The sequence below is a fragment of the Anaerobiospirillum sp. NML120449 genome, assembly GCF_023051105.1.
Classification (GTDB): domain Bacteria; phylum Pseudomonadota; class Gammaproteobacteria; order Enterobacterales; family Succinivibrionaceae; genus Anaerobiospirillum.
Map to the genome: position 1 here is coordinate 182,098 of NZ_JALKIL010000002.1, position 26,982 is coordinate 209,079.

Annotated in this window: 12 protein-coding genes; 2 read left to right on the top strand and 10 right to left on the bottom strand. The window is 53.1% G+C overall.

The features are described 5' to 3' along the window. Window positions 1-33: 33 nt before the first annotated feature. From yihA to typA, 5 genes are all read right to left on the bottom strand, one after another. The gene (gene yihA / locus MXE41_RS01385; protein ID WP_246976210.1) at window positions 34-684 is read right to left on the bottom strand and encodes a ribosome biogenesis GTP-binding protein YihA/YsxC; all 651 of its coding nucleotides are present in this window, start codon (window positions 682-684) and stop codon (window positions 34-36) included. Window positions 685-1,160: 476 nt separating this feature from the next. Next, complete coding sequence (locus MXE41_RS01390) at window positions 1,161-1,778, bottom strand: DUF3334 family protein (protein WP_246976207.1); 618 nt, start codon at window positions 1,776-1,778, stop codon at window positions 1,161-1,163. A gap of 1,186 nt (window positions 1,779-2,964) precedes the next feature. After that, the gene (locus MXE41_RS01395; protein WP_246976204.1) at window positions 2,965-4,392 is read right to left on the bottom strand and encodes a sigma 54-interacting transcriptional regulator; all 1,428 of its coding nucleotides are present in this window, start codon (window positions 4,390-4,392) and stop codon (window positions 2,965-2,967) included. Between the two features lie 318 nt (window positions 4,393-4,710). Beyond that, window positions 4,711-5,874: a nitrogen regulation protein NR(II) gene (gene glnL, locus MXE41_RS01400; RefSeq protein ID WP_247099088.1), complete on the bottom strand. Its 1,164-nt coding sequence runs from the start codon at window positions 5,872-5,874 to the stop codon at window positions 4,711-4,713. A 1,033-nt stretch (window positions 5,875-6,907) separates the two neighbouring features. Then, entirely contained in the window at window positions 6,908-8,749 is a 1,842-nt protein-coding gene (gene typA, locus MXE41_RS01405; protein WP_246976198.1) for a translational GTPase TypA, read from the bottom strand. A 1,173-nt stretch (window positions 8,750-9,922) separates the two neighbouring features. Between typA and MXE41_RS01410 the strand changes: the two genes are divergently transcribed. Further along, window positions 9,923-10,873, top strand: coding sequence for a YihY family inner membrane protein (locus tag MXE41_RS01410; protein WP_247099089.1), 951 nt, complete (start codon window positions 9,923-9,925; stop codon window positions 10,871-10,873). Between the two features lie 191 nt (window positions 10,874-11,064). On the opposite strand, the gene MXE41_RS01415 is transcribed toward MXE41_RS01410, so the two are convergent. Together MXE41_RS01415 and MXE41_RS01420 are read right to left on the bottom strand one after the other, a co-directional pair. Further along, window positions 11,065-15,264, bottom strand: coding sequence for a hypothetical protein (locus MXE41_RS01415; protein ID WP_247099090.1), 4,200 nt, complete (start codon window positions 15,262-15,264; stop codon window positions 11,065-11,067). A 405-nt stretch (window positions 15,265-15,669) separates the two neighbouring features. After that, window positions 15,670-17,844, bottom strand: a complete 2,175-nt coding sequence (locus MXE41_RS01420; protein WP_247099091.1) for an ATP-dependent DNA helicase RecG — start codon at window positions 17,842-17,844, stop codon at window positions 15,670-15,672. 920 nt (window positions 17,845-18,764) lie between these two features. Here MXE41_RS01420 and MXE41_RS01425 point away from each other — a divergent pair. Next, a complete protein-coding gene (locus MXE41_RS01425) occupies window positions 18,765-20,054 on the top strand; it encodes an alpha/beta hydrolase-fold protein (RefSeq protein WP_247099092.1) in 1,290 nt (429 codons plus the stop codon). Window positions 20,055-20,985: 931 nt separating this feature from the next. Here the strand turns inward: MXE41_RS01425 and MXE41_RS01430 are convergent. The 3 genes from MXE41_RS01430 to MXE41_RS01440 form a co-directional block, all read right to left on the bottom strand. Further along, window positions 20,986-22,413, bottom strand: a complete 1,428-nt coding sequence (locus MXE41_RS01430; protein WP_247099093.1) for an MFS transporter — start codon at window positions 22,411-22,413, stop codon at window positions 20,986-20,988. Between the two features lie 910 nt (window positions 22,414-23,323). After that, window positions 23,324-24,703, bottom strand: coding sequence for a CDP-diacylglycerol--serine O-phosphatidyltransferase (gene pssA / locus MXE41_RS01435; RefSeq protein WP_247099094.1), 1,380 nt, complete (start codon window positions 24,701-24,703; stop codon window positions 23,324-23,326). A gap of 339 nt (window positions 24,704-25,042) precedes the next feature. Further along, window positions 25,043-26,971, bottom strand: coding sequence for an aminopeptidase P family protein (locus MXE41_RS01440; RefSeq protein ID WP_247099095.1), 1,929 nt, complete (start codon window positions 26,969-26,971; stop codon window positions 25,043-25,045). Between the last annotated feature and the right edge of the window lie 11 nt (window positions 26,972-26,982).

The following is a 26,982-nucleotide window of genomic DNA, read 5'->3' on the forward strand; positions in this document are numbered from 1 at the left end:
GCATGACGGACAGGTCAGGGAGACGTGGGAGTCTTACTCTCCGTCTGCAGGATCGTAATCGTCGGCTTCAACGCCGTGGAAAGTGGTGAACCAGCCTGAAAGGATGGAGCGAACTTCATCGAGGCCGATTTTGTTCCATGCTGAAAAGGCGATAACAGTGAAATTGCCGCCAAATTCAGAGAGCATGTCCTTTACTTCCTTTACGGCTTCACGGCGCTTGTTGACGCCGAGCTTGTCAGCCTTGGTAAGCAAAATCAGAGCTGGAAGATTGGCTGCCAGGGACCAGTCTATGATAAGACGGTCGTGGTCCTTAAGCGGATGGCGGATATCCATGGTTACTACGATGCCGCGCAGCGCCTTGCGCTTTTGCAGGTATTCAGACATGGACTTCTGCCACTGGCGCTTCATGCTTTCAGGTACGGCAGCGTAGCCATAACCTGGCAAATCTACCAGGGAGCAGCCCTTTTTAACCTCAAAAAGGTTGATAAGACGGGTTCTGCCAGGGGTACGTGAAGTCTTGGCAAGATGGTTCTGATCGCAGATTGCATTTAACGATGAGGACTTTCCTGAGTTGGAACGTCCGGCAAAGGCAATTTCAGCTCCCAGATCGTCAGGCAGACGATGAAGATCCGGGGCACTGGTAATAAAGCGGGTCTGGCGAAAATCAATGCCTGGTGTGCTCATCTCTATACCTCGATTAGGGTCAAAAATTTTCGTAAGTATACGACGTTTTATCCCGGCTGACCAAGTGCCGGGCATCAATGCTCCGCCGTGAACATAGCCTCCCCGGCCGCCCGGTCACAGGCGCTGCCTGGCAAGGCCAGGAGGCATAGTGACAGGGTCATATCCGGCGCAAGACAGGCATGCCATCTTCAGGGAAGGACTGCCTTGCAGTACTGACCGGGCCGCGTGGTGCGGCAAGGCAGGTTATTGCGCGCCCTGGCAGGCACCAAAATTTAAGGCAGCTGACGCTGTAGCGTGCAGCTGCCTTTTAAAGCCATCAGGGCAGGCAGGTTATGACCTCAGCCATCCATGGCATGATTCCGGGCCGGGGCTCGTACCAGGCTGTGAGCCCTGGGCGGAGCAGACACCATGCTGTGAGCCCTTGGCGGGGCTGATAACAGGCGGTGAGACCCGGGACGGGCGCCAGGTAGCGTAAATTAAACGATACCGGCCTGAGCCATGATTTCCTCAGGGGTTAATGGCTGATCGGCAGGCTCAAGGTCACGGGCGAGCTTGAACTCGGTGTGATCCATGGCCAGCTCGAGGTAGAAAGCGTTGCCAAAGGCGGTAAAGAAGGTGATACGGGAAACTTCAGGGTGATCCAGGGTCATGTTGATGTTGATCTCAACCTGGTGAGGCAGGGACAGCATCTTTGGCTGAGACTGGTGAATACGGCCGTTTAAGGTGGTACTCATCTTGGCAGTGAAGTTACCTACCATCTGGTTCATTAACTCACCCAGGGTGTTGGAAACTTCCTCAGAGGTGTAGTTGGTGGCCAGGTCGTTGTCAGAAAGGCCCATGAGCTTCATGTAATTGCTGTAAAGCTCCATGGCGGTTTCCTTAGGGAAGTTCAGCACCACCATTCCTGAGAAAGTGCCGGTGAACAGTACAAAGGTACCGATATCAGGGCGCAGGGTGGTGTTGTTGATCTTCTGGATCATCGGGGTAAAAGAGACTTTATCGTTGGTGGCTGCGGTTAAAACGTCACAAACGCTGTCGCAAAGAGAAAGCAGGATATCATCACAGGTAATGACCTGGTGCTTGGAAATTAACATTAAACAAGCCTCTAAAACATCAAAAAAATCTTTGAGCCTCACCTGAAGTCGCCGGAAGTGACCTGACTTTGAAACTGTTGCGCGGGGCGCGCGAGGTGAGAGCAGTGACCGTGTTATTCAGGCAGACCACACCACTTTGCCTGGATCCTGAAATATCAGGCAGGCAGGCACAGAAAATGAGCTTGGATGTGCTGTATCGACCCTTAAGTAATTAATTCTCTATTCCGGCAAATTAATACAGACTGACTGCGGCTTTGTCAGGTGCCGCCTGCTCATGCATATTACTGAGGCTGCTGGCCGGTCAGAGCAATGTCTGTTGATCTGAGTACTTATGGCTGATGCAGACAGGACATGAAGTCCGTAGGTATTTAATCCTCAGTGGAGCATGTCGGCCGCTGCTCAGAGCAGACTCACTGTCATGGCAGCTGTTTCCTGATTGCCGATCAATATATTGTTCTTACATTCCGTCTTACTTCGGAAGCTCTTCATACCTGCTCAGGCGCAGGCACGTTATGTTATCGGGTCACGCTGATAGCCTTGTTGACAGAGCACGGCAAGTGCTCTTAACCCACGGGAAGCTGATAGCTGGAAGAGAAAAAACCGTATCTAGATAACACTTCAAAGGTGATATTTTAGCGGTAACTGCAATTAACTCAAGCGTAAACCACTATATTTTACACAAATTGACATAGTTTATTTTATCAAAAGACTTACATACACAAAGTATGTGAATATTTTCATATCTCACTAAGCGATATACAGGCCAAAGGAGCTTTCGCAGAAGGCTGCGGCCTCAGACCAGGCATAGTCCTGAATAACCAGGCAGATTCAGGCAGGCAGAGCTGTTTGAGCATTACCTTGCAGGCAATCCCAGTATGGATGAGACGGCGTGGACGTGATTTGGGTATACGGGTATGGATGATATGAGAAAGCAGCGCAGGCCGGGAGGATGGACGGTTCCAGGTGGCAGTGGCAGGGGACAGGGGCAGGCTCCATGTGGCAGGGGGCAGGTTGGGGCAGGTGGGGCTGGGGTGCCCTTAAGGGCAGGGGCTGAAAAAGCAACGTCCGAAACCTCAGGAGGTGCTGAGGGTTTCGGACGCAGCCGGGGAAAACAGAGCACTCACAGACAGACAGCCCCTGCTCTGATGTCAGCGGGCTTTAAGGCTGTCTGCTGACAGCATCATCATCAGCTGTTGATGTTGAGCTCCTTGAGCTTGCGGGTCAGGGTGTTACGGCCCCAGCCCAGCAGCTTGGCAGATTCCTGCTTATGATTGCTGGTATAGGCAAGTGCAGCCTCAAGCATGACACGCTCAAATTCCGGAGTTGCCTCGGAGAGGATGTCGTGCTCACCGGCACGCAGACGGCCGTCAACCCAGTTACGCAGCTGCTCCTGCCAGGAGGTAGGCTCCTTGGAGGTGCCGGCAATTGAAGTGGTGACGCGGGCCTGCTGGTTGCGGGCTTCCATGAACTCAGCTGGCAGGTCGGACATCTGAATGTCGCGGCCGGTTACCATTATGGTCAGGAACTTACACAGGTTCTTGAGCTGGCGTACATTGCCTGGCCACTGCTGACGGCACAGGAATACCAGAACCTCAGAGGTAAGCTTCTTAGGTTCCTGATTGTTCTCACGGGCACACTGGGTAAGGAAGTGCTTTGCCAGCATCGGGATGTCGTTGTTACGGTCTCTCAGTGGAGGCATATTGATATGAACAACATTGAGACGGAAGTACAGATCCTTAATGAAGGTACCCTGCTTGGTCATCTCATCCAGGTTCTGGGAGCTGGAGGCGATAACACGGACATCAGATTTGCGTGAAACATTCTGACCCAGTGGCAGGTATTCATTGCTCTGCAGCACGGTTAACAGACGGGTCTGAGCATCAACAGGCATGTCGCAGATTTCATTGATGAACAGAGTACCGCCCTGAGCACGCTCGATGGCGCAGGAGATGCCATCGCCGTTGTAGAAAAGCTCATGCTCAATGCTTTCCTTAGGCAGAGAGGATACGTTTACGGACACAAAGCAGCCGGTGTCACGACGATAGGAGTGGTTGTGCAGGGCCAGGGCTACCAGTTCACGACCGGTGCCGTTCTCGCCGTAGATAAAGACAGGGAATTCAGTCTTGGAGACACGGCCGATGAGCTTGAATACTTCCTGCATGGCAGGGCTCTTGCCGATAATCTCAACATCATCGCCGGTCTCTTCGGCAGCGGCGGCAGCAGTCTCATCCTTCTTGAGCGACTGATTGACGCGGTGCACGGCAGCGCGGCGGATTAACTTGATGGCGTCATGAACCTCAAAAGGCTTTGGCAGGTATTCGAAAGTGCCGTGCTCATAAGACTCAATGGCTGCAGAGAGATCAGAGTGAGCAGTAATGATGATAAAAGCGATATTCGGGTCGACTTCATGTACTTTCTTGATAAGAGACAGACCGTCGATACCAGGCATGTTGATGTCAGAAACAATCACGTCAGGAAGCTGTGTCTTGAGGGCTTCAAGAGCATCATCACCATTGCTGAACAGTTTGTGGTTGATGTGGTTCAAATCAAGAGCGCGGTCCAGGACGAAGCGGATGCTGTCGTCATCGTCAATAACCCAAATAAGCGGATCCATAATTACCTCAATCTGCGTTGTAAATCATCAGGATCAGTGCTGCACAGTCAGTAAGACTCTGCACAAATTACCTTCTGAGTGCTGTTGTCATACGGTGCTTATGATGACTGTATATCCCCATATAAAAGCCATCCCCGTATGAAAACTGTAAATCTTGAGCTGCATTTTTACAGGCAGCAGCTGCCTGAAAACTTACGTGGCCACCCCAGGTATCCTTGGGCACCCAATGGTGGCTGCGCCACCATGGTCAGGCGCCGGCCCCAGGTCGGGGCGTCCCGTCGGGACGTCCCTGACTGGTCGGCGGCCAGAGACCGTGCTTTAGAAGCGGCGGTTCATCATGTAGGTGCCCATGCCTGAGCCAAAACCGCCTTTGCCGGTATCACTGCTGCTGTTGCTGTTTTCATGGCTGAGCAGCGGCAGAATAATCTTGAATACGGTTGAACCTGGCTCGCTTTCGCATTCGATAGTGCCCTTGTGGTGTTCAACAATGTTCTGGGAAATCGACAGGCCCAGACCATGGCCACCGGCGCGTGAAGTGATCATTGGGTAGAAGAGCATGTCCTTTATCTGAGGAGGGATGCCCGGGCCATTGTCAATCACGGAAATTTCAAGGGACATAGGGTATTTGACGCCATTGACCAGCGCGCCCATCAGAGCGCGGGTACGGATCCTGATGGTCGGATAGGCTGTGCCGGACTCAGTAAGGGCCTGAATGGCGTTGGAAATAATGTTGATAAGTACCTGCTGCATGGCGTCGACATCGAGCATGAGCTCTGGCAGCGAAGGATCGTAGTCCTTCTCAAAACGGCAGCTGCCCTGGGTAGCCATGGTTTCAAGGGAAAGTACTTTTTCAATGATGTAATGGATATTGGCCATGGAGCGCAGACTGGCGCGCTGAGGGCCCAGGAGGCGGTCGACCAGAGCCTTGAGGCGGTCAGACTGCTCAATGATTATGCGGGTGTACTCCTTAAGTTCAGTATCTGAAGCATAGGTCATCTCCAGAAGCTGAGCGGCTCCTCTGATACCTCCCAGAGGGTTTTTGATTTCATGAGCCAGATTTCTGATGAGATCGCGGGCGGCAATGTTCTGATTGCGGCGCTGCAGATCATCATTGAGTTTCTGCTGATAATCGAGGCGGTGGATTTCCACTACCAGACCACGGGCGCGGCCCGTGTACAGAGAAATATACATATCAGCATGGAAATGCTGATTGTGCTCGGTACTGAAAGCTATGTCAGTTGCGGTAAAGCCCTGAAAAGCAGGATTATTGGAGTTCTGCAGGCTTTCAATCAGGCTTTTTTCCTGACTGTCGATAAGCTCGGTGATCTTGATGCCCTGAATTTTGGATCTGGACATCGAGAACAGCTGCTCGGCTGCAGTATTGGCATAGGCAATCTTGAGCTGCGAATCTGTTACCAGAGTAGCAGTTGAAATACTCTCAATAATAGTTTTTGCGTCGCACTGCATATAACTAACTCTCAATTGCTAAGGATGTTGCGCGTCCTGCAGAGAAAATCCGGACAGAACCGGACAGACCTGCAGTAAGGTGTGATGACTCCTGATGTCGTATTGCATGCCGCTGCAGTCGAGTCTATGGCAGGGCCATAAAGCAAGCAGGTCTGGCAGAATTGCTCCATGACAGCATGGCCTTATGAGTTCTGACTGGTCGTTTCGCACTGCTGATGCGCAGCCTGCTGTCAAAGGTGTTATGCCCTGTACAGGTGCTGTCACAGCTCTTTTAATCAGGTCAGCCTGCCATATTCGTGCTCTCACATGGACGCGAGGGGCATATAAGGTGACCTGTTCAGTACAATTCAGTGCGTCTGTTGATCAAACAAACAGCATATAAGCGCAAAATTGTGATCTGTATTCGGATCTGTGATCCATTTTAGAGCGTGTACGTCAAATTTGCAGCGAATTAAAATTATCGCACTGTTAAAGTGCGGTAATGTAAAGTTTAAGCTCAATAACAGGGCTGGAAAAAATAATTCTCCAGGGCCCATTCTGCTTAGAAAGTACGTATTTATATAGCCAGTAAACGATTAACTGGCTGTTTTAATCAAGAATCATTGCATTATTATAGTGCGCAAAAATGAATAAAATGAGAGCGTGTGCACCAAATTAAATGTGTTTTTGCGTCTCCCAGCGGCAATGAGCCGCATACGCCTCCCTTTGACAGCTCTGTTATGGACCGCTCAGCGCCCTGCAAGCTGCGCCTCAGGGCATGTATATGTGAACGCAAGTTTTAATTTCAGGGGCCATTGAGGGGCAAAAACGCTCTGATGCCGCGCCTGTTTACAAAGAATTCCCCTGTTTACACAGCATGCTGCTCTTATTGAGGGCAACAAAAAAGCCCCTGTCTCACAAGAGTGAAACAGGGGCTTTTCAGTTACCGGGCAGCGCTGCAGCTGCGCCGCCGGTGTGGCCACAGCTGCGCCGGTGTCTTACCGGCTGCAGCAGTTCAGGCCGGGCGCATCATGCGCCGGGGCTGGACTATGGCTGTACCATGGCCTTATTACTTGTCATCCTTCTTGCCGCCGCTGGCGCGGAAAGCACGGACACGCTCAAGCTCGGATAAGAACTTCTTGCGGATACGGATAGACTTTGGAGTTACCTCAACGAGCTCGTCTTCGTTGATGAACTCAAGGGCCTGCTCAAGTGACATATGAACGGCTGGGGTCAGGATGATATTGTCATCAGAGCCGGCAGCACGTACGTTGGTCAGCTTCTTGGTCTTGAGGCAGTTTACGGTCAGGTCGTTGGAGCGGTTGTGCAGACCGATGATCTGGCCCTCATAGACCTCTTCACCGGCATCAACGAACAGACGGCCACGCTCCTGGAGGAACCATAAGGCATAAGGAACGGACTTGCCGGTGTCGTTTGAGATCAGAACGCCATTGGCACGCTCACCGATAGAGCCGCCTACGAACTCATCGTAGGTATCAAAGGTGTGGTACATAAGACCGGTACCTGAGGTCAGGGTCATGTACAGGCTCTGGAAGCCGATAAGACCACGGGCTGGAATACGGTAATCAAGACGTACACGGCCCTTGCCATCAGGATTCATGTTCTTGAGCTCACCCTTGCGACGGCCCAGCTCTTCCATTACGGCGCCCTGGTTGTTCTCGTCGAGATCGAGGGTCAGAACCTCATATGGCTCGGTAACCTTGCCGTTTTCATCCTTGTGCAGAATTACCTCTGGACGGGAGACGCCCAGCTCATAGCCCTCACGGCGCATCTGCTCGATAAGAACTGACAGGTGCAGCTCACCACGGCCGGAAACACGGAACTTGTCGGCATCGGCTGTGTTCTCAACACGTAAGGCTACGTTGTGAACCAGCTCGGTACGCAGACGCTCCTCAATGTTACGGGAGGTAACGAATTTGCCTTCCTTGCCGGCAAATGGGGAGGTGTTGACGCAGAAGGTCATGGAAACGGTAGGCTCATCTACGCTCAGGGCTGGCAGCGGCTCAACGGCCTGAGGGGAGCAGACAGTATCAGAAATCTTGAGCTCGCCCAGACCGGTAACGGCGATAATGTCGCCGGCGCTGGCCTCTTCAACCTCGCTGCGGCGCAGACCCAGATAGCCCAGAACCTGACCAATACGGCCCTGACGGGTAGTGCCGTCAGCACATGCTATGGTAACTTGCTGGTTTGGTTTGGCGGTACCACGTGTAACGCGGCCTACACCGATAACGCCTACGTAGGAGGTAAAGTCCAGAGAGGAGATCTGCATCTGGAAAGGACCATCGTGGTCAGCCTGTGGAGGGCTTACCTTTTCAATAATGGTATTGAATAAAGGCTCCATGGTGTCGCCATGGTTATCAGGATCATCACTGGCCCAGCCGGACAGGGCAGAGGCGTAGATAACAGGGAAGTCCAGCTGCTCGTCAGTAGCGCCAAGGTTGTCAAAGAGGTCGAACACCTGGTCGATTACCCAGTCAGGACGGGCACCAGGACGGTCGCACTTGTTGATAACCACGATTGGACGCAGACCACGGGCAAAGGCCTTCTGAGTAACGAAACGGGTCTGTGGCATTGGGCCGTCTACGGCATCAACGAGCAGCAGAACGGAATCTACCATGGACATAACGCGCTCTACTTCACCACCGAAGTCAGCGTGTCCTGGAGTATCAACGATGTTGATACGGTAGTCCTGCCAGTTGATGGCAGTGTTCTTGGACAGAATGGTAATACCACGCTCTTTTTCAATGGCGTTGGAGTCCATGACGCGCTCCTGACCGAGCTCATTGCGATCAAGAGTGCCGGACTGGCGTAATAACTTGTCTACTAAAGTAGTCTTGCCATGATCAACGTGAGCGATGATGGCAATATTACGGATCTTTTGAACATCCATTGTAAGAGTACCTATGGTTAATCCCGATTCCTACGGGCTGAGTGACCAGGCTTGCGACTGTCAGATCATGCAGATGCATGGCAGTACAGATAAGGCGTTCTGAATCAGACGTACCGGCTCAGACGTACCAGTTCAGACGTACCGGCTCAGGCGTACTGAATCAGGCGTACCGGATCAGATCTGAGCAGGTCTGCATGCTTATGCCCCGCACAAGGGGCCGATGACTGCTGATGACCGTTGTCGCAGCTTAATGTCCTGAAATAATTCTTTATGGCTGTCAGACACGCCTGATGAAGTACCGTCAGCTGTGAGCAGGTGACAGTTAACTCCGGTAATGTCTGTAACAGGCAGATATGCAGCTTTCAATGAAGTGGACTGATGAGGCGTACTGAGCGGACATCAGTGATTGTGCCGGCTGGCGCCTTATATCTTCAGTCTCTGACAGGCAGGACCGGGATGAGACAGGGGCTGTGCCGCCTGAAAATGGCACTGTCAGTAATGACAGTGGCTGTCCTGCAAAGGTGGAAGGTGGACCTGCAACACTGGCAGGCTGAGACAGCCATAATTTACGGAGTCAGTCCGTAAAGGCTGATCACAAAAAGTGGGATCCCTTTCGCGCTTTGAGTTAAAGCTGCTTGCAAAAATTTTGTCGCTATTTTACAGCAAAAAAAGATGATATTGACGTTGTGGACAAAAAAGCTTAATCAGGCGGCAAACAGCCATTAAATGGCCTCAGATCCCATCTCAAAAAAGGCCAGTACACTGCACCATGCCTGTCCCTGCTCCCCGCGCCTTGTCTGTATACGGTGCCTGCGCGAGTCTCATTCCCGGTTCATGCTCCTGTCCCACACCCATGGCCTGAACCAGGCTTATGATCAGGGCCTGCACCAGGCTCATAAGACGGTGCATGGCAGCGGTACTCTGTCCTTACCATCACTGGTCATAAGGCGGGAAAAGCTTTTGCCTGATGAATCGAACAGGGCGCTCTGGTAGTATTACAAACTGACAAATGCCGTAGATTTAGCAGTATTACGGACTGGCAAGTGCCGTAGATTTAGCAGTATTACGGACTGGCAAGTGCCGTAGATTTAGCAGTATTACGGACTGGCAAGTGCCGTAGATTTAGCAGTATTACGGACTGGCAAGTGCCGTTGATTTAGCAGGGGGAGCCTGATGAAAGAGCTCATAGCTTACTTTATAAGGCGCATACAGCGCGATGAAATTGCCATTGAAGCAGGCTCACTGGCCTATACCTCAATCCTTGCTCTGGTTCCGGCCATGACCATTGTGCTGTCCATCTTTGCCATGGTCCCGTCCTTTACCCCCATCAAAGAAGAGATGATGAGATTTGCGTCAGCAAACTTCCTGCCTGTCTTTACTGATGCCATCAGCAATTCCATCACTACCTTTGTTTCTCATGCCGCATCCATGACCCTGACCGGCTCGCTCATGCTCATTGTGGTAAGCCTGATGCTGATCCGCTCGGTAGACCACTCCATCAACCGCATCTGGAGAGGGGCAAGCCGCAGCATTCCCATGACCTTTGCCATTTACTGGACCATGCTGACCGTAGGCCCTCTGGCCATGGGCATTATTGTGTGGATTACCACCAGGATTGTGGCGCTGAAATTCTTTACAGACACCCAGGCAGGAGTGGCTGTTCAGCTTCTGTTCTACGTCATGCCCTTTTTCATTGAAATGAGCATGGTCTTTGTTATTTACGCCGTTATGCCCGTATGTCGTGTAGCGGTACGTGATGCCCTTACCGGAGCCTTCGTGGTGGCGCTGTCCTTTGAGGGACTCAAGCGTCTCTTCTCGGCCTTTATTCTTAACTTTTCTGATTATGAGGCCATTTACGGCGCACTTGCAGCCCTGCCGGTGCTGATGATGTGGATTTACTTCAACTGGTGGCTGGTGCTCATTGGAGCAGAGTTTACTGCCGTACTTGGTGTTGCCCGCTCAGGCAGGAAGGAGGACGTACCTCGCCTCATTTACTCTCTGGTAAAGCTGACAGGCCAGGTTACCCCGCCAGAGGGCATACTCAGCGCCTCAACAGTACGCGCTCAGGCCCACCGCAACAGTACAGTAAACATCTCGGTCAGTAACTTCACAAGATCGCGCTGACGCCAGCAGCATCGTTGCATCTGCAGACGTGCTGACGTCATGGGCCGCGCCGCCCCGACAGACGCGCTGACAGGCGTCTGCCGGCCAGCAGGACTGTTCACATAAGCCGGTCATGACCGGAGCAAAAACAAAGCCCTCAGACCTTGCGTGGCCTGAGGGCTTTGTTTTTGTGTCCAGTATTCTAAAGATCATCAGAAAATCAGCTCTTCTTCAGATTCATCATCATATTCTTCAGTGCCATTGGCAATGATGCTGTCAATAATGGCATTTTTAAGCAGTTCCTTTTCAGTAATGTCGGCTTGCTCATGCATCATCCTGTCTTTACGGTCAGCCTCTGCTTCAGCTCCTGAAGTGGCTGGTTTGTGAGCCGTTGCAGCCGTTGCTGGTGCAGCACCCTGTCCATCAGGATTGTTGTGCTGCCTGTCATCGCCCTGAGCAAGGGCTGCAGGTTCAGACTTTTTACCGTCCTTTACCTCAGCTGTCCTGGCAGCATCAGTGGCATCAGCACTGGCAGTCTCGGCAGGATTGGCATCAGCGGCCTTTGAGGTGTCTGCAACACTTGCATTATCAGCAATGTCAGGAGCGGCTGGAGGTGCCTGCGCAGAAGGCTGTTCAGCTGGCTTTGTCTGAGCTTCCTGAGCGTCATACTTTTCTGAAGTCTCAGCAGTCTCAGTTCCGGTTGCCGGCTCAGCACTTTCAGCTGGCTTTGCGGCCTCTGGACTTGCAGCATCTGGCTTGGGCTCAATGGCCTTGTCAGGGGCGTTAGCTGGAGTGGTTTCATTCTTATCTACAGCAGTGCTGACAGCTGTCTGGGACTTAGCGGCCTTATCTTTGCTCTCAGGCTGATGCTCCGGGGCTGCAGCCTCTGCAGGCTTTGTTTGAGCTGGCTTGTCAGCACTTTCAGCTGGAGCTGAGGTTTCAGTCTTTTCTGCTGGCTGGGGAGCAGCAGGCTTATCTGATCCTGAGCTGTGAACTTCGCCATCATCTGGCTGTGCTTTTGCAGCCTTTTGTGCAGTCTCAGCTGGAGCTGCTGGAGCTGCTGGAGCGGCCTGATCTGCAGCTTTGTCAGTGGTACCGCCCGGGGCAAACTCAGACGGCTGTGCAGACTTGCTGTCAGCTGGCTTTGACTCGTCTTTGTTTTGCGCAGCATCGGCCGGGGCTGCCGGTGTGGCAGGCTCAGCAGAGCTGTTGTCGGCTGCTTTGGCCTTAGTTGCTGGTGCATCTTGACCAGCTGGCTCAGCAGACATGGTATCGGTTGCCTTATGCGCCTTTTCATCTGAGGCGCTTGAGGCGGCCTGAGCGGCTGGATCTGCAGGCCTGTCAGATAAGCTGGCCGAGGCGGCCTCATCCTGCCCGTCACCTTTGCTGTCGGTGTCATCGGTCTTAGTTGCCGGTGCAGTCTGCTCATCAGGCTTTGCTTCTGCAGGCTTTGCTTCTGCAGGATTTGCCTGGGCAGCCTTGAGCTTTTGCTTTTTGAGCTCGGAGGCGGCGTCAGTCTGCTCCTTGGCCTGGGCGCTGGCTTCATACTGAGGCAGGTACAGACCTGGGCGCTTTTCGCCACGCTTGATAGCATTAATATCAAAGATCGGGGCGTTTACCTTGCCTGATATGGAAATAGCGGTGGCGCTGTCACGGGCCAGGCTTTCCATTTTTCCGGTGCCACTGACTGTGTTGCTGATCAGATCGGCCTGTCCCTGAAGCCTGAGATCTGATGTTACCAGTGAGGTAGCGGTTGAGTAGACAAGACGGCCATTGCGCAGATCGCCTCTGGTATTGAGTTTGGCCATGCCCGCTACACTGCCCTGAATGGCGGTCATCAGCTCAGTGCCGGTCAGGTGGTAATCCTCTTTCTTGCCGCCATTGATAAGATCAAGACCAAAGTCGGCAGCCAGCATATTGTCAGAGGTCAGGGTGAAGTGACCATAGGTGCCTTTGAGCAGAGAAAGGCCGCTGACTGTGTTGTCAGCATACCTGCCAGTAAGCTCAATGTTGAAGCTGGTCTTACCGGTGAGCATATGACCAATGAGATTGGAGTTGAGGTCAGCACTTTCAAAGTCAGGGGCCTTAATCTGCATGGTGCTGGTCTCATCAGGCTTAAGTCCCAGCTGGGCATGGGCACTGATGGAGGACTCCTTAAAGCGCATCTGAGGGACACTGATGGTCAGGCTGTCCTGATTGAGCTTAAGGGTGGCCTTTGTCTGACTCATCAGCAAATCGCTGTAGAGCATGTTCTTAAGCTGCAGCTCAACCACAGATGGACGGCTGAACATCTCAGCGTCGTCTTTATCCTGGGTATCAGATGCGCTACTGCCGGTGGCTTTGGCGCCGGAGTTGTCGGTGGCGGATGCGCTGGTGCCGGCGGTACTGGTGCCGGTGCTGTCGGAGCTGGCAGCTGTCGTGATGACAGTCTCAGTGCTCTGAGGGACCATGTAGCCAAGGGCACCCAGCAGCACATCAAGCTCAGGGGCAACCAGCGCAGTGCTGCCTGATGCAGCTTTGTCGGTGGCTGTGCCTGAAGATTTGCTCTGTGCAGCGGCGGCTGCCTGATCTGCGGCCGGAGCGGCGCTGATGAGCTTCATGTCAGGATGCAGATACAGATTTTCTGCACTGCCTGAGATGGCCTGAATGGAAAGTGGCAGAGCGTTGATGTAGGAGAGGAACTCCATGTCCTTAAACTGGGCCTGATGAATGAACAGGCTGCTGTCAGTAAGGCTGTCCTTAATCCACTCAAGACGTGGCGGATTAATGGCCATCTTGTTTTTGGCCAGCTTGAGGTCATCAAGTTCAATCAGACGTTTGTCAAAATCGATATTTCCCTCAGTCTGAATCAGACCCTCATAAACCTGACCTCTCAGAGCAAAGTTCAGTGAACCGTCGCCAAAGTCAGCAGTAACTGTGTTGTGCTCAAAAGTGGTCTGCAGATTAGGAAATGAGATCTCATCAACCTCACCCTTAAAGGCGCCGGTAACAGCCTTATCATGGATCATAAGACCCTGCATGGATCCGCTGATGCCCTGCATGATATAGCTTTGAGGATCATCGCCATCACGGCCCTTGAGGCGGCTGCTGGTGCTCTGAGCGCTGGCAGTCATGGCTGAGCTCTGAGCATCTCGTCCTGTGAAGACCTTTTTGCCCTTGTCAGCATCAGTACCGTTCTTGCGTGAAGGAGCCGGTACATGAACAGGGCTGTTGGTCAGAATGACATCCTTGAGGAAAGTGTTCTTTGAGGTCAGAACAATGCCCTTAGGGGCAGTAATGCTGTCATTGACAATAATCTTGGAGAGGTTGAGCTCATCAAGAATGATGTAGGCATCGGCAGGTGGGCAGCCATCGGCTGGCTTCTGAGGGGAGGTAACTGCAACAGCATCAGTCTTCTGGCTCTCTGGAGCTTCGGAAGTTCTGGCAGCCTTGGCAGAGTCACTTGCAGCGCCGGCAGTGGCAGTGGCAGCAGCAACAGCTGTGTCAGCGCCAGTTTTGGTGTCTGCCTGTGCTGTCTTGCTGTCGGCTGACTCAGCAGGCTTGCTGTCTGCAGTGTCGGCAGTCTTACCGGCTGCAGTGTCGGCAGTCTTGCTGCCTGCAACGTCGGCAGTCTTGCCGGATGCAGCGCCGGCAGTGGCCGCAGCAATGGCGGCGCCAGCGCCAGAGGCAGCCGGGGTATTGCCTGCAGCAGTTATCGGTTCATGGTCAGGATGGGTGAGGCTGTACAGGCCTCGGCCAGTGACGGTACCGCCAAAGATGGCGGCGCTGAAGCTGTTGATGGCAATGCCTTCGGCACTGTGGGTGAAATCAATGCTGAAGCTCTTTACTTCATCTTCAAAAAGGCGGGCATTGCTGGTGCTCAGGGCACCGGAACGGAAGGTAAGGCCATCCTCGGAGCTGTATAAAACCTGATTTAAACGGATGGTGGCATCGGCAGCACTGAGAAATTCAGTGCGCAGGGGAGTGCCGTGGAAACGGACGGTCTGTGCTCTGACCGAGTTAAAGCCAAAGCGGGAATGGGCTATGTTGACCAGGTCTTCCTGGTCCATGCTGATCTTGTTGAGGTACAGATCGTTGATGATGAGATCTTCACCGGAAATAGCCGATCTCAGGTCATACTCGATATAGAGCTCTCCTATGCTGGAATTGCCAAAGGAGACATCATAGAGCTTGATGACATCAGGGTATACGGGCGAGAACTCGGCATCACGAATGGTGACATCCATACCTGAGCGGGAGCTCAGATATACAGAAAGGGGGCCCTTGACCTGCGAGCCGTTAAAGAAAAGAGCAGTCAGCGCAAAGCCAATGACAATAAATACGCCCGCCGTAAAGCCAAGGCGCATCAGAATGCGCATAACAATGCTTGATGTTGAGCGCTCAGCTCTTCGTTTATGGTAAAGACCGACCATAATTTAATCCGAAATTTCACCCTGTACGGCCGTGATCTCACGGCAATGTCTGTACAGCATAACAGCATGCAGGGTTACAGGTACTGTCAATCGGGAAAAATTGACTCTAATAAATATCATTGTGGTGTTACTGCTGCATCAACATGCTTTTTAAGTGCCAATGCAGGCAGCGCTGTTATCGCAGAAAATCTCTGTCCGGACCGGTGCCGGGGCCCCGCGCGGTTGCCCCGCGCGGCTGGCCGGAGATTGTACGCCATTGTAGAGTTGCAGCTGAAGCTGCGCACCTTGCAGGTGCCAGCATGGCCATGCCTGGCGCTGCCGGGACGGCGGCAGCGTACGCAGGGCGGGATGGCTCTGCCGGGACGGCTCTGCCCAGGCGGCAGCGGTCGCAGGCTGTGGCTGGCCTTATTGCTGGCCCTGGGAGCCTGAGTGCATCACTGCAGCCATGGCAGCTGATGGCTCACCGTTGGATGGATCAAGGACATCTGGGAACCAGCGCATTATCAGATTGAAAGCACTGTTCATGTCGTTGCGGTAGATCTCATGGGCCGCATGCTGGGCATCACCTACCAGATCGTAATCACGATTGAGATCGGCAAAGCGGAAGTTTTCCTTACCGGCCTGACTGGTGCCAAAGAACTCGCCCGGGCCGCGCATGAGCAGATCCTGATTGGCAATTTCAAAGCCGTTGGTAGTGCTGCGCATAATCTCAAGGCGCTTGAGAGCTCTCTGGTGGCGCTCTTCTTCCTGGGCATTCTGGGCAGGCGGGAAGTTCTGGTGAATGAGCAGGCAGAAAGAGGGCTTGGTGCCACGTCCTACACGTCCGCGCAGCTGGTGGAGCTGAGCAAGGCCCAGTTTGTCGGCGCTTTCAATGACAATGACTGTGGCATTAGGCACGTCCACACCCACCTCAACAATGGTGGTAGCAACCAGAATATTGATCTCGCCACTTAAAAAGCCCTCCATGGTGGTGGTCTTTTCTTTGTCTTTCATCTGGGCATGCAGCAGGCCTATTTTCATCTCCGGCAGCTGCTTTTCCAGCTCGGCAAAGCGCTTTTTGGCCGAGGTCGAGTCCAGCAACTCATTTTCATCAACCAGAGGGCATACCCAGTAGGCCTGATTGCCCTCAGAGCAGTGAGCGCGCAGACGTTCTACCACCTGCTCGATGCGCTCCTGGGAGATCACCGCTGTGGTAACAGGGCTGCGACCCTTAGGCAGAGTGTCGATGGTGGAAACATCAGTATCAGAGTACAGAGCCTGCTGTAAGGAGCGAGGAATAGGGGTTGCTGTCATCAGCAGCTCATGGGCAGCAAGACCGGAAGGGGCCTTGTTGAGCAGGGACTCTCGCTGATCAACACCAAAGCGGTGCTGCTCATCGACAATGGCCAGAGCAAGGTGCTGATATTCCATGCCTTTCTGGAAGAGGGCATGAGTGCCCACAAAGATTTTGACCTCTCCGCTCAGAGCCTTTTTGAAGATTTCGTCTCTTTCCTTTTTCTTCAGAGTGCCGGTAACCAGCGCCACCTCATAGCCAAGAGGCTCAAAGAACTCGCTGATCTTGCGCTGATGCTGGCGGGCCAGCAGCTCAGTTGGCGCGAGCATGGCGCACTGCAGGCCATTGGCTGCAAACTGCTCCATGACCATGGCTGCAACCAGAGTCTTGCCAGAACCTACGTCACCGTGAACCAGACGGCTCATGGCCTTGTCAGAGGTGCAGTCTGCCATGATTTCCCTGAACACACGGCTCTGGGCCTCAGTAGGCTCAAAAGGCAGAGTGCTCAGCAGATGCCTGTGACTTTGCTCATTCATGGTAATGACAGGGGCATTGCGGCTGTACTGACGGGCCTTGAGCTCAAGAATGGACAGCTTGTAGGCAACCAGCTCCTCATAGCAGATACGCTGATAGCCTGGCAGAGCCTCAAGCATCACCAGACCATGGTCTTCACGCGGCACTGGATTGTGGGTATCGATAAGGGCCTCAGTAAGGTCCATGCTGTAGCGGTTAAGAGTGCGGGGCAGGTACTCATCAAGCGGATGACGGGCCAGCAGCATCAGGGCAACATTGGTGATTTCCCTCATGCGATCCTGAGACAGACCGGCGGTCAGATGGTAAACAGGGGAGAGGCACACCGGAAGCTCAATTTCCGAGCCCTCAATTACCTTGAACTCAGGATGGGTAAGAACAGGCTTTGGGTAGCCGGTAAAGGTATCAAAACGCAGATGTCCCCAGGTCATGATGGTAGTGCCGGGGCTCAGCATTTTCAGGACAAAGGGGGATGCGCGGAAGAAGACTATCTTTACGCGGGTATTTTCATGGTCCTGAGCATAGATCTCCGTCACCTTCTGTTTGATGCGGGGAGGCTCGGTGATGGTCAGCAGCAGATAGCAGGGTACGTTTTCCTCAGGAGTGCTGTTAGCTGAGCCAATGTAGGTACGGTCTTCGTAGCGAAAAGGCAGGTTTAAGAGGAGATCGTAGATATTGTGAAGATTAAGTCGTGCCAGCTTTTTGATGGTCTGTTCAGCAACACCCTTGATGCTCGACAGAGGAGTAGCGATAAATTGTGCATCCTGTCCCGGCATGGCAGCTCCTTAATGGGGTGAATGAGGGCCTTAGACTAATCGACTCCAGCCGGCCAGACCTTGAGATATGGTCACATGGCGCAACTGAGCAAGTGCAGACGCTGACCTGTCAACTGCAGGTGCCTGCTGGTCTGACGGCCAGGGCGCGGGCCTGGGGCCATGGGCCGAACCCGATCTCAGGCCCGGGTGCGGACTCAGCGCGGGCGCAGGCAGCATAGTCTGATGCCTTTTGTAATGCAGTTATTACAGGGGATTAATGAAGTGATTATATCATCTAAAGACAATGCTCAAGGTCAGCTGCAAAGCCCTTATAAAGCTGTCTGACAGAGTGCCTGCAGTGGCTGCAGGTAACTGCAGCCCCAGCCTGCACTGGTCCTGCGCTGCAGCCCTGACCTGGGGAGAACATGGTGGGCCGTGAGCTGGCTTATGCCTGGCCCCGGCACCAGACATGGCACCTTGCCAGGCGCCAGCATGGTGCCGGGGCTGGATGCCGGGGGAAATTTAAGTGACCTGCGGAATGCAGGCGGTTTTTTCAGCACCCTGTTTTGCCTGCAGGGCATAAATTAAAGGATAAAAAGCATTACCCCGGGAGTATAATAAGGACATGTCTGCTGGCCGTTTATTCGCGGTGTATGGTCATTTCATGGCACAGGACTTAAGTCATGTATGGCTATGCCGGCAGGACTGTGTGTTTTTAGAGTTAAGCCAGTGCCATATGCAAAGCAGCTGTTTGCAGATGCGCCTTTATCCGTCCTTCAAGTCTTTGTACTCATCCTGAAGCCCCGTCATGGCTCAGGTACTTTCTGAAAGTCACATGCTATCTGCGCTGCTGACATGCAGTAACAGCAAGCGTATATCCTCTTAACCTGACCTGCGGTCTGCGTCCGTGCCGTAGCGTCATCAGCCTGGAACCCCCTTTTATGCAGTGGAGCAAATTCATTTCTCCGGACCTGTTCAAACTCACAGGCCTGAGGAACTTAATCTGTCATGCTCTGACCGCTGCCGGTCTTGCTGCCGCTTTTTTCGTGCTGCCAGCTCATGCAGCTCCGGCTCCCGGGGTAGAGCCGTATACCAGAGAGGCAAAGGCTCTGTTTGACATCGAGGTGGTTGAGCTCAAAAACAAAGCCGGGGACCCTTATTACATCTACTTTGCTGAAGCCCGTGATCACTGTGACCGTACCCGTGCTTTCTATACCCTGGACGGTTATGCCTTTACTCCCAGGATAGTTAATATCCTGGCCCATGTTCTGGTCCATCATGAGTATGAATCCGGCCCTGTTTATGGCATGGGTGGTGATGATCTGTCTGAGGCTGCAGCCGACAGCAAAAATCCTATCAGGGTACCGGTAATTATCGGTGTGTCCCACTCTGACCATATTCCTTTTGTCACTGAGCGTCGTACCTGGGACTTTACTCCAAAGCTCTCTGATGATCTGGCCCGGGAGTTTCCCGGTGGCGGTGGCGATGAGGAGTTCATTGATTTTCTGGTCAATGACATCAAAAATCTGGTCAAAAAGCGCTACCCTGACATCAAAGAGGACATGATTTTTGGTCATTCCTTTGCCGGACTGCTGGTGCTTAATCTCTTTTTGCAAAAGCAGGACAGCTTTACCTGCTACTTCGCAGCCTCACCTTCAGTATGGTGGGGGTACAGTCAGGATCTGCGCAAGAAAGTAGCGCATCTTTACCATGACAAAAAGTTCACTCACCACCTGACTGTAAGCCGTGGCAGCAGCGAGTCACCAGAGCATGTACTGCAGGCTCTCAAGGCACGCAATACCTTTGACCGCAATGATACGGCCCATTACAACAATGAGGCTGTAGTGCGCTCCACAGGTATTCCATGGCCAAAAGTCCAGATTGGCGTGGACGGGCGCAGCGGTGCCGGCCAGAGCTCGCACCGTCCGCTTGCTGATACTGCAAAGCAAAATCGCAATATGCCTGCCGGAGCCAGTACTGCCGAGGCTCTGGTCAAAACCTCAGAGTTGACTGTGGCCTCCGATGATGCTCTTGAAAAGCGTAAGGCCTCAATCAATAGCGAAGACCAGATTATGAATATCAAGACTCTGGTTTCCGTAATCAAGGCTCACAGCGAGCATCCTGAGCAGATATCGTTCATCATCTTTGCCAAGCAAAGCCATGGTTCTTCCATTCCTTTTGCCTTAGAATCTGCTCTCAAGCACTTTTCAGACAACCATATTGAACTGTAGCCATCCTTGCGACCACATTTGCAGGACCTGGCCCATGAAAAAGCCCATGATTTTCTGATCATGGGCTTTTTTCACATGCGTTTAGCACCAGCATTTTGCGCCAGCCTGCATGCGTACGGCCTTTGACGCTGTTTTTCTTTCCATTCTTGTGGGGGGGTGTAACAGCAGGTGCAAAGACCTGACTCCGCCATATTGAACTGTAGCCATCCTTTGTGACCATATTTGCAGGACCTGGCCCATGAAAAAGCCCATGATTTTCTGATCATGGGCTTTTTTCACCTGCGTTTAGCACCAGCATTTTGCGCCAGCCTGCATGCGTACGGCCTTTGAGGCTGTTTTTCTTTCCATTCTTGTGGGGGGGGTAACAGCAGGTGCAAAGACCTGACTCCGCCATATTGAACTGTAGCCATACTTGCGACCACATTTGCAGGACCAGGCCCATGAAAAAGCCCATGATTTTCTGATTATGGGCTTTTTCATGCCTGACAGGCGCATGCCGCGCCTGTCAGCCTGCATCTGCGCCTGCAGTTGAGGTAGCAGGGGCAGTGCAGGTGGCTGAGGGGCGGAGCGCGCATAAATGACCTCTCATTTAAAGTTTGTCTAAAGATACTGAAAGTTTGTCATTTAACTTAAAGACTGTCATTTATGCTCTTTAAAGTTTGTCATAAGTAGCCAGCAAGTGCCGCAAATGCAGATATTTAAGCACTTTATGACAGGATGCGCTCCTTGACAGGACAGCGTCATCATGGCTGCAGGGATGATATTTAAAGTGTGTCACATACCTGGTACCTGACCGTCATGCTGTTATTTAAGGTTTGTTATGAGCCCTGGGGCAGCCCCTCTGGACTGGCTCAGCAAGGCTCTGCTGCATCACTGGTCTGCCTGAGTCTCAGATGGGGGGTGGCTGTCAGGGGCGTCCGCTGACAGTCCGTTACTGGTATGCCCGCTCCTCAGATGGGGGATGGCTGTCAGCGGCGGGCGCTGACATGGCGATGTGTGCACTCTGCGGGGCAATGCTGCAGGCAGGGCCTGCAGCCGCAGCAGTGGCCGCAGTGGCCGCTGCCACTGCCGGGCTGGGCTGCGCGGCTGTGTTGCTGCCGTCCATGGCGGCACTCTCACGTTCGCGCTGAGCCTGAACGGCGCGCTCAGCTGCGTGGGCCTGAGCTGAGGCTGTCTGCTCACGGCGCTGCCTTAATCCCATGGCGCCAGCCATGAAAGCCATGAGCATAAGGATGCAGCCTGATACATAGAACTGATGACTTATAGTCATGTATGAGGACACTACACCGGCCATAATAGGGCCCATCATGCTTCCAAACTGACCTGCCATGGTCATGGCACCAAAGGCGCGTCCCTTGAAATCACTGGTGGTGGCCACAGACAGAGCCGAGTTCAGTGATGGCAGTACGCCCACAATGAACATGCCAAGGAAGCCTGAGAAAATCAGCAGGGTGCTGTAGGTGGTCGCCACGCCCTGCAGGGCTACAAATATGCCCGAGCAGCTCAGGGTAATCACAAGGGCAGGGAAAAAGCCCCGGCGCTGACCAAACATACCCCACAGCGGCGCTATCAGGGCGCCAATCAGTGGTGGCAGGGAGGTGGCAATGCCTGCGTACAGGCCTGCATTTTCGTAGCCTCCCATCATCTCGGCTACATACAGTGCCATAAGAGGGCCGGTGGCGAGCATGGCCATCTGAAAGGTGAAGAACAGCAGCAGAATCTGGCTTATGGAAGGGGTAGTAAGACAGAATTTGAGGTCCTGGATAATGCTGGTGTTGTTGCGGGCTGACTGAGTACTTGTTTTATCCTCTGGAGTAAGCCAGGTGATGATGACCACAATAGCAAGATAGACACCGGCAATGAGAAATGATGAGCGATAGCCGTAGATATCGGCAAGCAGACCGCCAATCAGGGGGCCACTTACGGTACCTGCAAGCTGGGAGGAGTGAATGATGCTCATGGAGGTGCCAAGACGCTCACGGGGACTTTGCTGGGCCACCATGGAGAGTACCACCGGCAGATAACCGTTGGCAAAGCCCTGCAGTATTCTGATAAAGAGCAGTTGCACAGGAGCTGTTACCAGACCACCGGCCGTGTAGCACAGGCACAGCAGAAAGGAGGCGCGCAGGGCCATGGATTTTTTGCCTTTGACATCAGAAATCTTGCCCCATACAGGAGCCATTATGCCGGCAATAAGAAAGCATGAGGAGAAAACGAGGGCCGACCACATCTCAATATCTTCTTTGGGTGCGCCAAGTTCAAGCAGATATACCGGCAGGAAAGGTACGCACATGGTATAGCTTGAGGAGGTGAAGAAGATGCAGGTGGCAAAAATCGATAATTTGACTGACCAGGACATAGAGAGTGCAAAAAAACAGGGAAATGACTGTTGCCGGTCATCTGGCATGCAGCAGCGCAGCACACAAAGGAGGTCTTATGGCTGTTAACGGGCAGTCATAACTGCCCGGAGTGGTTCTGCAGGCGTACTGTATGGAGACCGGTATGGTAGGGGCCGTGATTATCTGGTTGTTTTACAGGGAAAATCTGGCGGGCAATATCACCAGGGCTGTGAGGGCTGATCCTCAGAGCTGGTGGCGTGTGAAGGAGTGCAGATTATATGCTGTTGACTGATGCTCAAATAATCAGGAAAAGGGAAAATGACTGCATGGCCGGAAATGGTCGCGGCTATGGTGGTAAGAAGCTGCCTCTGACTGCAGTAAGGTAATGCCGGTCTCATGCGCGGGCGCAGCATCAGTGCCGGGCGGCATTTGCGCTGTGCGTGCAGGTCTGGGCTTTGCGCTGTCAGCTGCCGCCGGCAACAGGCAAAAGCCGGATGAAAGCCTGATCTGCAGCTGTGAACTGCCAGAATTTCAGTATCACAGGCACGGTGAAAATAAGGCAGCCTTAAGGGCTGCCATGCTCAGTACAGTCCATGACGCAGGTCAGAGCAGACTTCAATACACACAGCCAAATCATACGAAAGAATAATTGCGGCCCTGGGAGCGTTGATAAAAAAGCCCCTGTTTCCGGGCTTTTGTGACCTGGATCGAGGGGCCTTGCTGTACTTGTCACTTCAAGGTGCATCAGTACAGCCTTTTGTAAAGAAATGAGTCAGAAGCTGCGCAGTGGCCCGGCGGGCTGCCAGGCGGGCAAGGCAGCTGCCCGGGGCGGCAGCTGCGCTTCAGCATGGCGCCGTATTGCTGCCGCATTGCTGCTGTATGGCGCCGCATTGCTGCCGCGTGGGCGCCGTATGGCGCTCACGTGGCGGGTCAGAGCAGCTTCTTGAGGATGAAGGAGGCGCGCAGGCGGCGTACCTTCTTGAGAATCTTCTGAACCTGCTCAGGGTAATCCTCGAATTTCTCCAGATCATTGACTGAGTTCATGCGGGTGGTATGACGCAGTATGTACTGCTTTTCATGCATGAACTTTTCCTGGAGCAGGTGGTTGGGATCATGGACAAAAAGACCGTTCTCAAGATCCAGACCCCAGGCGCGCGGATTAAGATTGTTGCCCGTAATTACGGCCAGATGACGATCGATGAAAATACCCTTGAGATGGTAGGTATTGATGCCGTCACGCCACAGGTAGACATTGAGTTTGCCTGATTCAATGTGTCTGTGCTGTCTGGTCAGCAGATCACGCAGATTCTGCTCATAGACATAAGGAATGGCACCAATGGTGGAGAAGCTCTGCTCAGGTGGAATATAGAAGTCATTGGCCACCTTGTCGCCTACCACAATGGTCACCTCAACATCGCGATCCAGCGCCATCTCCAGATGCTCCTGAAGTATGCGTGGCGGGTTGAAATAAGGGGTGCAGATGAAAATCTGCTTACGTGCCGAATCAAGGGCCCAGAGAATGGAGCGGTTGAGCTGATTGTTGCGCTTGCCAAGGCCTGCAAGAGGAGTAATGCCTACCTCATCATCCTTTATGCGTCTTGAGCTCTTGAAGGAATACTGGCTGCGGGCCAGACTGCGCTGCAGAGCCTTGATCTCGCCTCTGATATCACGGGCAGGTCTGATATTGCCCTGAGAAAAGTCCTGAACAGCAAAATTCTGGTGAAATGCTTCGTTGGTGTAGTGACACATGGTGTCAGCAAGCTCACGGGAGTGAATCTCGTGATAGCGGTCAAGGCGGTACTTTTCTTTGTTGTAGTTGAGGTAAACCTTGTTGATGCTGGCACCTGAGTACAGCACAGTGTCATCAAAAACAAAGCCCTTGAGGTGCATGACGCCAAAGAGCTCACGTCTTTTGACCGGTACACCGTAAACGGCAGGCGGATGGTCAACATCAGCAGCATAGGAGGCATACATCTGCGCATTGGTGCGCTGTTCGCCCTTTCCACCAATAAGACCGCGCTGAGCACGGTGGAAGTCTACATATACTCTGATATACAGCTGGGGATTACGCTTTTGAGCCTCGTACAGCGCCTGCATGATCTCATTGCCGGCCTCATCGTCCTGCAGATAGAGCATGGTCATCATAATGCGCTCGCGAGCCTGTGAGATAAGCTCGAGAATACGCTGATGAAAGCTGGTAGGGCGCTCCAGAACAGTGTAGTCACTGGCCTTTACTGGAATCTGCGGCAGCTGCTGCAGTCTGGTCTGACTGTAAAGAGCGTTAGGTAAACTGTTTTTAAACCAAAACATGAACTTTAAACTAAAACGAAGCTTTGATAATGCCAGACCCTGACTCACTGGCATGGTACAGACAGCACACACAGCAGGCAGTGTGATGTATTTGTGCTTACAGAACCTCAGGGGATCGGCCATAAGTGGCGCCTGCTCCGGCGCTGGCGTTGCGCTGCAGGCGGCGGGGGCATGAGATGGCCCTTGCAGGCCCTGGCCGCGCCTTGGCATGGTGGCGGCCTGGGCATGAGCCATGGTGATGGCCCGGTTCCGTTACTGAAAATAATATCAGCAGCACTCCCATTATATGCATACTGCCTCCCGGTCGTAAGTCCGGGACTGTGAGGTCAGAGTATGTCCTTATACTGGTGCTGTAGCCTCGGCAAGATAGCTTACTTCCATATCGGACATGGTGGTTGCGGCATTTTTGATAATGGTATGAACATTCTGATGATAGCTGTTAAGCCAGCTGCGCTCAGCCGGAGTGAGCATCTCACGAATGATAAGTCGGGTGTCAAAAGGAACCAGAGTCAGAGGCTCAAAGCACAGCATGTGCTGACAGCCCGGCTGGCTGCACTGGCAGACTTCATAGAGGTTCTCAAGACGGATACCGTACTCATTGTCCTCATAGTAGCCAGGCTCAATAGAGGTAACCATGCCCACTTCAAGAGGCACGGTTGAGCTGCGGGTAGAGATATTGTGCGGACCTTCGTGTACGCCCAGAACATGGCCTACACCATGACCGGTACCGTGTTCGTAGTCAAAGCCCTCAGACCACAGCGGACGGCGGGCGATGGCATCAAGCTGCAGACCGCAGGTGCCGCGTGGAAATACGGTTGAAGCCAGAGCAATATGTCCCTTGAGTACCAGGGTATACATAAGCTGCATCTGCTCGGTAACACCAGGACCTACCAGTACGGTACGGGTAATGTCAGTGGTACCTTCCATGAACTGACTGCCAGAGTCAATAAGATAAAGAGGATCGTGACCCATTTTGCGTGGTGCGGCTACTTCGGCATGATTGTAGTGGCACATGGCGGCATTAGGGCCGAGGGCAGAAATGGTGGCAAAGGAAGGCTCAATGTAATCGCCCTCAATCTTGCGGAACTTCTCAGCCTTTTCAGCCAGAACGGCCTCATCAAGATCCTCAACACGGCGCAGATAGGCCTCAACATCAGTGATGTTTTCAGGTCTGGTAACATCATCAAGCCAGGCAAGGAAGCGGCACATGGCTACGCCATCCTTAAGATGGGCCTTGTGTTCACCTGCAAGCTCGGTAGGGTTCTTGGTAGCCATTGGCAGCTCGCACAGACCCATGCCTTCAACCACCTGGGCACCCTTGCTCTCAAGGGCCTGGAAGATGTGAGCATTGGTGCTGCGGGAGTCGACATAAACCTTGCAGCTGGCGTTGGACAGACGGTCGAGCACGTCATCAAAACCGGCCTCAGGGAAGATATCGATATGACCTACGTGATCTTCAAGGCTGGCCTGAACCTCATCGCTTAAATGATCAAGATTGAGGTACCACTCAACAGCCTCATTGGCATAGGCCACCAGACGGCAGTTGATAACAGGCAGGCATTCACGGTCACGGCCACGGATGTTGAGCAGCCAGCAGACTGTTTCCGGACGGGAAATGATGGTGGCATCAAGGCCACGGTCGCGCAGGGACCTGGCAAGGTTCTTACGCTTTTGCAGACTTGGGCAGCCGTTGAATTCATCAGGGAAGATCTCAACTGGTGAGCATACGGCGCCTGGTCGGTCCTTCCACACCAGATCAAGGAGGTTTTCCTCAAGAGCTACCAGCTCGATACCGGACAATTCCAGATCCTTTTTGAGCTGTTTGTAGTACTGGAAGCTGATGCAGCGCAGATCAACGCCGACACGGGCCTTCTTTGGCAGCACGGCTACCAGCCAGTCGGCAGGTTTGACCTCGGCAAAGTTGAAGCTGTTGTAGACAGATCCGTCTACCTGCTCCTTGACCTGCACCTTGTAGCGACCGTCAACAAATACGGCCTGTGCACGGTCAATGGTAAGCATCTCGTGCTCATCCTTGCGGCTGCTGATCTCAACAGGGAATTCTTCTTTCTGGCTTATGCTGACACAGACATAGCCTGCTGAACCGGTAAAGCCGGTCAGGGTAGCAATGCGCTCGCAGTCAGGAGTCAGATCACCTGAGAGGTATTCGTCATCATGAGGGATCAGCATGGCATCAAGCTCGTGCTCTCTGAGCTGTTCCTTGAGGGATTCCAGCAGGTCGAGTGATTCGTCTTGAATATTGTCTGTCATAAGTAAGAAAT

Excerpts from the sequence above, each read along its gene's own strand:
- MXE41_RS01420 (WP_247099091.1), bottom strand. The coding sequence starts at position 17,844 with ATGCCGGGACAGGATGCACAATTTATCGCTACTCCTCTGTCGAGCATC.
- MXE41_RS01440 (WP_247099095.1), bottom strand. The coding sequence starts at position 26,971 with ATGACAGACAATATTCAAGACGAATCACTCGACCTGCTGGAATCCCTC.
- MXE41_RS01410 (WP_247099089.1), top strand. The coding sequence starts at position 9,923 with ATGAAAGAGCTCATAGCTTACTTTATAAGGCGCATACAGCGCGATGAA.
- MXE41_RS01390 (WP_246976207.1), bottom strand. The coding sequence starts at position 1,778 with ATGTTAATTTCCAAGCACCAGGTCATTACCTGTGATGATATCCTGCTT.
- MXE41_RS01430 (WP_247099093.1), bottom strand. The coding sequence starts at position 22,413 with ATGTCCTGGTCAGTCAAATTATCGATTTTTGCCACCTGCATCTTCTTC.
- pssA (WP_247099094.1), bottom strand. The coding sequence starts at position 24,703 with ATGTTTTGGTTTAAAAACAGTTTACCTAACGCTCTTTACAGTCAGACC.
- MXE41_RS01395 (WP_246976204.1), bottom strand. The coding sequence starts at position 4,392 with ATGGATCCGCTTATTTGGGTTATTGACGATGACGACAGCATCCGCTTC.
- typA (WP_246976198.1), bottom strand. The coding sequence starts at position 8,749 with ATGGATGTTCAAAAGATCCGTAATATTGCCATCATCGCTCACGTTGAT.
- MXE41_RS01415 (WP_247099090.1), bottom strand. The coding sequence starts at position 15,264 with ATGGTCGGTCTTTACCATAAACGAAGAGCTGAGCGCTCAACATCAAGC.
- MXE41_RS01425 (WP_247099092.1), top strand. The coding sequence starts at position 18,765 with ATGCAGTGGAGCAAATTCATTTCTCCGGACCTGTTCAAACTCACAGGC.
- yihA (WP_246976210.1), bottom strand. The coding sequence starts at position 684 with ATGAGCACACCAGGCATTGATTTTCGCCAGACCCGCTTTATTACCAGT.